This is a genomic window from Steroidobacter sp., assembly GCF_016790065.1.
In the GTDB taxonomy this organism is placed as follows: Bacteria; Pseudomonadota; Gammaproteobacteria; order Steroidobacterales; family Steroidobacteraceae; genus Steroidobacter.
Window position 1 is genome coordinate 1 of the sequence record NZ_JAEUPY010000105.1, and the last position, 7608, is coordinate 7608.

General features: G+C 60.8%; 5 protein-coding genes. All 5 read left to right on the forward strand.

All coding sequences use genetic code 11. The annotated features are described in order from the left end of the window. The first annotated feature begins 176 nt into the window (after positions 1-176). The 5 genes from JNL55_RS04470 to JNL55_RS04490 all read left to right on the forward strand — a co-directional run bounded on the left by JNL55_RS04470 (position 177) and on the right by JNL55_RS04490 (position 7600). The gene (locus JNL55_RS04470; RefSeq protein WP_293849885.1) at positions 177-1277 is read left to right on the forward strand and encodes a dipeptidase; all 1101 of its coding nucleotides are present in this window, start codon (positions 177-179) and stop codon (positions 1275-1277) included. A gap of 135 nt (positions 1278-1412) precedes the next feature. Then, positions 1413-1955, forward strand: a complete 543-nt coding sequence (locus tag JNL55_RS04475) for an RNA polymerase sigma factor (RefSeq protein WP_293849888.1) — start codon at positions 1413-1415, stop codon at positions 1953-1955. Then, a complete protein-coding gene (locus JNL55_RS04480) occupies positions 1945-2940 on the forward strand; it encodes a FecR family protein (RefSeq protein WP_293849891.1) in 996 nt (331 codons plus the stop codon). Before JNL55_RS04475 ends, JNL55_RS04480 begins: the two co-directional genes overlap by 11 nt. 95 nt (positions 2941-3035) lie before the next feature. Continuing rightward, a complete protein-coding gene (locus JNL55_RS04485) occupies positions 3036-5510 on the forward strand; it encodes a TonB-dependent receptor (RefSeq protein ID WP_293849894.1) in 2475 nt (824 codons plus the stop codon). An 80-nt stretch (positions 5511-5590) separates the two neighbouring features. Then, positions 5591-7600 (forward strand): alpha/beta hydrolase family protein, encoded by a 2010-nt coding sequence (locus tag JNL55_RS04490; protein ID WP_293849897.1) that lies wholly within the window; start codon positions 5591-5593, stop codon positions 7598-7600. Positions 7601-7608 lie beyond the last annotated feature (8 nt).

The following is a 7608-nucleotide window of genomic DNA, read 5'->3' on the forward strand; positions in this document are numbered from 1 at the left end:
CGCATTGGGACAATTTCTATGTCACCTACGAGGACGAGGCGGCACAAGTGCAGGCGTGGCGAGAAAAGGGCGATCCCTTCATGCAGGAAGCGGCCACGGCTTCGCCCAAATCGAAGCTGATCCGGCCCAAACATCTGCAGCCCATCGTCTTCGATTGATCAGCAAGCGGGAAAGTTATGTATACGCGTCGTGGATTTCTGTCGTGCGCCGCCGCTGGCATGGCTGCCGCCCCTTGGTTGGTGAGTGCTTCGGCAGCGGGATACTCCGCTGAGCGATATCGCCGTGCCTTCGTCATCGATGCGCTGGGCGGGCCGAGTGAATACGACGAGGCAGAGCTGCGCGATATCAAGCGATCTGGCGTCACGGCTGCCAATCGCACCATGGGAGAAGTGGGCAATGTGCTGAATGCCTTTGATCTGGCCATTCGCGACATTGCAGCCACCGATGGTCACGTCGCTGCGCATCCGGATCTGTTACTGAAAGTGCTTGCTGCCAAAGACCTCACCATCGCTCGTGATACGGGGCGTATTGGACTGATCTACGGCTTTCAGGACACCAGCATGTTGGAGGGTGATCTGGGACGGCTGACGCTGTTCCGAAATCTCGGCGTGCGGATCGTGCAGTTGACTTACAACCGTCGCAATCTGATGGGAGATGGTTGTCTCGAACCGGCGGACGGCGGCTTGAGCATGCTCGGACGAGAGGCGATCGCGGAGATCCATCGCATGAAGCAGTTGTTGGATCTCAGTCATGCCGGACCTCGCACCATCGCTGAGGGAATCGCTGCGTCCGCCGGGCCGCTGGCCATCACACACACGGGTTGCCGAGCGCTGGCAGACCTGCCACGCAATACACATGACAGCTCTCTGAAGGCGTTGGCAAACAAGGGCGGTGTGGCGGGGATCTACTTCATGCCGTTCCTGCGAACGTCGGGGCAGGTGCATGCGGAAGATGTGATCCGGCATCTGGAGCACGCCGTCAACGTTTGCGGCGAAGACCATGTCGGCCTGGGAACCGACGGCGGCATCTCGCCAGCGCCAACCGATGCGGCGGCGGCTGAGGAGCAACGGAAATTCTTCGAGCAGCGTCGCGCGGCCAACATTGCCGCACCGGGTGAGGCGGCGGATGTGTTCAATCTGGTCCCGGAGTACAACGACCCCCTACGCCTGTTACGGTTGGCCGATGACCTGGCGCGCCGTGGCTGGCGCGAGGCCCGAATCGACAAGATTCTGGGCGGCAATTTTGTCAGATTGTTTCGGGATGCCTGGGGCGCTTGAGCCGCCTATCTCAGGTACGACGATTGGCGAACCAAAACACGGTATCGCCCGAGAAAGAAAGTTTCGACCCCTTTCTATGGGGCAATGGCAGGGTGTACTGTCCCTCGAATGGGCGAGGGTGTGAACGAGTGGTTCGTGCGGGAGGTTCTTTGCCACGAGGCGGCGTTGCGCCGTTACGTGCTGAGAGCCTGGCCCAATGCCAGCGACGTGCCCGACATCTGCCACGACGTCTACGTGCGGGTGTATGAGTCGGCGTCGGGTACGCTGCCACAGTCGCCACGGGCGTTCCTGTTCACCACCGCCCGCCATCTGATGATCGATCGTGCTCGTCGCAGCCGCATCGTCTCCATCGAGCTGATCGAGGACTTGGACGCATTGAATGTCCTGGTCGATCCGCTGACGCCGGAGCGGCGGCTCACCGCCCGGCAACAGCTGCAACATCTGTCCACGGCCATGAACGGGTTGCCTCAGCAATGCCGGGAAGTGGTGTGGTTGCAGCGGGTCGAAGGATTATCCCAACAGGAAATCGGTTCGCGGCTCGACATTGCCGTGGCCACCGTGCAGAAACATGCGTTGAAAGGGATCAGGCGATTGGCTGAGTTGTTCTATGGGGGAGAGGGGGCGGCAGCGGGCGATCAGAATCGCAACGTGACCAATGAGTCGGCTCATGGAAAGTAGAGAACAGTTGGAGAACGAAGCCGCCGCGTGGCTCTTCAAGCGCGACGCTGGCGTATGGACCGAGTCTGACCAGCAGGAGTTGTCGGCTTGGCTGCAGGCATCCAGTGCCCGCCGCGTGGTGTTCTTGAGGCTCGACAACGCGTGGAGTGAGGCATCGCGCTTGAAAGCGCTGGGTGCGGGCCTGCCATCCGGGCAAGCGCCATGGACTGAAGCATCGGAGCCTCAATCTGTCGTTACGCCACCTGTGGCTCGACCCAAGTCGACGAGTTATTGGCGAGGCGCGCTGGCGGCGAGCTTGGTGTTGGTCGTCTTTGCGGCAACTTGGGCGTTGCTGCCACAACGCTCGACCTATCGAACCGAAGTCGGTGGCATGCAGCGCGTGGCCCTGGCTGATGGCTCGCGCATCACTCTGAATACCGACAGCGAAGTGCGAGTCGCGTTCGTCGAGCACGAGCGACGCATTCAACTGCAGCGTGGCGAAGTGTTCTTCGAAGTCGCCAAGGATCGTAGCCGACCGTTCGTGGTGATCGCGGGCGAGCGGCGTGTGGTCGCGGTGGGTACCAGCTTTTCGGTACGGCGGGAGAAAGAAGACATCAGCGTGATCGTCAGCGAAGGGCAGGTGCGCATGGAGCAGTCGGCCGGCGCGGCCGAGCAACCCGTGGCCTTGTTGAGCGCCGGCAGCATCGCTCGCAGCGACCATCAGAGCGTGCTGGTTCAGAAAAAGCCGTTGAGCGATGTTACGCAGTATCTGAGCTGGCGAACCGGATTTCTGGTGTTCCAAGGCACACCCCTCAGCGATGCAGCGGCGGAGTTCAATCGGTACAACGACGACAAGATCGTGATCGGCAATTCCACGCTCGCCGGCATGAAGATCGACGGCAACTTCCGCTCCAACAATGTCGATGCCTTCGTCCGGCTGCTCGGCCAGAATTTTCCGGTGGTGGTCGAGCGCCGTGGCCGTGACATTTATCTGCAGGACCCTTGAACAGGAAACATTTGTGCGGGCTCGATACCGTGTTTGTTCGAGCTGCTCGTCTTAATTAGCGACTGGCCTTCAAGAGCCGCTAGCGGGGAGAGCACATGCACAGTTTCCAGTTCGGTCGGACGACGCTCGTTGCCTTGGTTTGTTCCGCGGCCATTGCCGCTGGCGCGAGCGAAATGGACCGCCGCCCCATCAGCGTCCCTCCAGGCGATCTCGCCGTGGCGTTGCGCACGTTGGCCACGCAAAGCGGCGTGGAGTTCTTTTATCAAACAGAGTTGGTGAAAGGGCTGCACACCGACGGCGTCAGTGGCGAACTCACGCCGCAAGAGGCCGTGACGAAATTACTGCGCGGCACTCCGCTGGTGTTTCGTGAAGACGAATCGTCGGGCGCGCTGTTGATCACGACCGCGGCCAAGGCAGAGAGCAGCTCCGGAGGTTATCGAAAGTCCTCCTACGAGAGCACTTCGGGCTCGCAGACTGACGCTCAGAGCGACAAGACCACCAAGCTCGAAGCCAGCCTCGAAACCATCATCGTCACCAGCGAAAAACTGCCGGAAGAATATGGCGGCGGCCAAGTGGCCCGCGGCAGCCGACTCGGCTTGCTGGGCAATCGTGACATCATGGACACGCCGTTGAGCACGACCGGCTTCACGTCCGAGTACATTCAAGATGTCGGCGCGCGTGGCCTGATGCAGGTGATTACTTCAGATGCGTCGGTGCGAGCCGCAGGCTCAGAGTCACAAAGCTACGACGTGTTCGATATTCGCGGCTTCACCGTCGGCACCGAAGACGTCGCGTTCGATGGTCTGTACGGCGTGGCGCCGTGGGATCAGGTGGCTGTCGAGACCGTCGAGCGTGTGGAATTGATCAAGGGGCCGAGCACGCTGCTTGGCGGCATGTCTCCGGTCGGCTCCATCGGTGGATCGGTGAACCTCGCGCCCAAGCGCGCTGGTGTGGATCCGCTGCTGTCGCTGACCACCATGTTCGTTTCAGATTCGCAGCTGGGTGCGCACGTCGATGTCGGCCGTCGCTTCGGTGGCGATCAACAGCTCGGTATTCGGGTCAACGGCGTGTATCGGGATGGCGATGGCGCGCTGGAGGGATTGTCGAAGAAGGCGGAAGACGCCGCCATTGGTATCGATTTCGATCGCGGCGGCCTGCAGCTCACTGCTGACTTCGGTTATCAGAGTCGCGACTATCGTGGTATGGATTCGGACAGCTATCTCGGTGTGGCGCTGACCACGCCGCCTCGAGCGCCGTCAGCGGGCAAGCGCTATCTGCAGCCTTGGCTCGGTACCGAGGAACACTCCGTCTATGGTGTGGCGCGCGCCGAATATCAGTTCGGCAGCAACGTGTTCGGCTACATCGCCACTGGATTCGGCAGAACAGAGGGCTCGTATGTATTGAGCTACGGCACTTCGTTGAACAACGCCGGTGACTTCGACGAAAACTTCTGGGGCAAGGCATTCAAGGTCGCGGGTGCGTCGAGCGAGGCCGGTATCCGTGTCACGTTCACTACCGGCGGCCTCGATCATCAGCTCGCGCTCGCTGCGACTCGCACCCAGGTGAAACGGGACGAGCTGAGCTTCTATGACGGCAGCATCGATGGCTCGGCCGCTTTGGCCGTCAATCCATCGAACATCTATTCGCCGAATTTCATTCCGGAACCGAACCTGGCGGGATTTCCTCGGCCGCCGAAGATTCTGGACACCACGCTCTCCGGCGTTTCGCTGGCAGACACGCTGTCGATGGCCGATGGCAAGGTGCAGTTGACGTTGGGTGCACGTCTACAGAACGTCAAGAACGATGAGTTCGATCCGGGCACGGGAGAGCAGATCAGCGCTTACGACGAGCAGGCGTTGAGCCCGTCGGCTGGCGTGGTGTTCCGGCCTATCAAAGCTGTGTCGATCTATGCCAACTACATGGAAGGTCTGGCGCGAGGCCCGACGGCACAGTCGCCAGCACTGAACGCGGGACAGATCTTCGAGCCGTATCGATCCAAGCAGATCGAGGCGGGTGTGAAACTGGATCGCGGCGGCTTTGGTGCGACGTTCGCGGTGTTTCAAATCGCCCGTCCGCAAGGAATCATCGATCAGCAGACCATGATCTACAGCTTGGACGGCGAGCAACGGAATCGCGGTCTCGAGGTCAGCATCTTCGGCGAACCGCAGCCGGGCGTTCGGTTGTTGGGTGGCGTCATGCTGCTGGATGCGGAGTTGACCAAGACCGAAGATCCGGCCAACGCCGGCCGTAGACCGGACGGTGTCTCCAAAGTGAATGTGACTTTGGGCGGCGACTGGAGCCTGTCCTTCCTCCCTGGCTTGGCGATCAGCGCGCGCGGTACCTATGCGAGTCCTTTCTATATGTCGGGCTCTGCGTACTGGGGCAACGTCGAAGCTCCGAGTTGGACGCGCTTCGATCTCGGCGCCAGCTACGCCTTCGATGCCAATCAGCACCCGGTCACGATGCGGCTGAACATCGAGAATGTTTTCGACGAGGCGTACTGGTCGAGCCAGTATTTCTATCGCGGCAATCCACGCACTGTGGTGGCATCCGCGACCGTCAAGTTCTAGCAACGCTGACTTTCACGTTGGGTATCTCCCGGACCTGTAACAAGGTTCGGGATCTCCAGTCGCACGCTTAAGAACCACTCATGAGAAGTGCCGTCTTTGTTTCTCTGCTGCTCGTCTGCATTGGCGCAGGCGCTGCGGGTTTGACGCCGGAAGCGTCGCTCAAGCTGCGAACCGTGGCGGACGCGGCGTTGTCGCCTGCTGGGTCGGAAGTTGCCTATCGATTGGAGCGGCATTCATCGGTCGAAGGGCGCAGTGTCCAGCTCGGCAGTCTCTGGTTGGTCGACACCAAAGGCGGTGAGCCGGTTGAATGGTCGGAGAGTGGCGTCAGCCCTGCGATGCCGCGTTGGTCACCGGACGGTCGCACGCTCGCGTGGCTCGCTCGTCGAGAAGCCGGTGCGCCGAGGCAGATCTACGTTCGCCGCAAGAACGCTGCGGGATGGGGAGGAGTCATCCAGCTGACCGAACCGCGCGGTGAAGTGACTGAGCTGCAATGGTCGCCCGATGGACAGCGCATTGCCTTCCTGGCGATGGATGCAGAGAGCGATGATCAGCGGAGTGCCCGAGAGAGTGGTCGCGATTGGTGGGTGGCTGATGCTGATCCGGCTCGCTCGCGGCTCTACACGGTGGCCGTCGATACGCGCGACGTTGCGACGATCGATACGGGGAATCTCAATATTTGGAGCTTCGCGTGGTCGCCTTCCGGTGACGCTTTCGCGCTCGTGGCTTCGACCGGGAGCACTGATGATGACCGATGCCTGCATGCGATGCCCTATGTCGTCGCTGCGACGGGCGGCACGCCGAAGCTGATCGCGAAGACCCAAGGATTGGTGGGGCGAATCGATTGGACGGCCGATGCGCGCAACGTGCTCTGGCTTGGGTCGGTCGATGTTACTGATCCCCGTGACGGAAGTGTTTTCCTGGCTGCGGCTGACGGTTCATCGGCGCCGAAGAACCTAACTCGTGGTTACGAGGGCACGGTGATAAGCGCGGTGCCTGTGCCGGGGCGTTCCAATACGTTGGCGCTGATTGCGGAAGAGGGGGCGCAGACGTCGATGCGCACGCTCGATTTGGCCTCTGGTCGCATGCAATCGATCTTGGCGTCAACTGAGATTCTTCGGGGTTCCGCTAGCTTCAGCAAGAACGGCGAGACGTTCGCTGTCGTCGCCAGTTCGCCTGCCCATCCAGAAGAGATATTCGTCGGGCGTCGCGATGGCCGTGGTGGTCTGCGAAGACTGACGTATTCCAATCCTGCATTGAATGGACTCACGCTCGGTTCGCAGGAGGTCACTCGCTGGCGTAGCAAAGACGGCACTGTCATCGAAGGCGTCGTCATCAAGCCGGTGGGGTTCGTGCCCGGAGTTCGCTATCCCACCGTCATTCATGTGCACGGCGGTTCCGAGATGAGTGCGCAGAATGGTTGGAATGGCTTCGGACTTCAGGAGGCGACCAATCTCGGGCAAGTGCTGGCTGCCCGTGGCTATCTGGTTTTGTTTCCTAACTATCGCGGCAGCAGTGGCCGCGGTGTTGATTTCATTCGTGGCAATCGTCGCGATTTGATGGGACGGGAGTGGGAAGACATTGAGTCGGGGCTCGATCATCTCATCGAGCTCGGCCTCGCTGACGCGCAGCGTGCTGGTATCTACGGCATGAGTTGGGGCGGCTACGCCGCGGCCTGGGGTGCGACTTGGGGAAGTCATCGCTTCAAAGCAGCTGTCGCTGCCAGTGGGATCTATAACTGGGTCAGCGAAGCGGGCACCAGCAGCACTCGAATGCATGAGCAGCTCGCGCACTGGGATGAGCCGCTGTACGAGAACTTCGAGCTGTATTTGAATCGGTCGCCGATTTATCAGATTCGCAAGGCGAAGACGCCGGTGCTGTTGTTGCACGGGGAGCGGGATGCTTCTTGCCCGCTGACGCAGGCGACGGAGTTTCACACAGCGTTGAAGTGGGCCGGTGTGCCGGTTGAGTTGGTGGTCTACCCACGCCAGGGGCACTACCTCACCGAGCGATCTCACCAGCTGGACTATATGGAGCGGAGCGCCGCCTGGTTCGACCGCTATCTATCCAGCGGGCCTAGAGGACTTCAATGAGTGCGCTT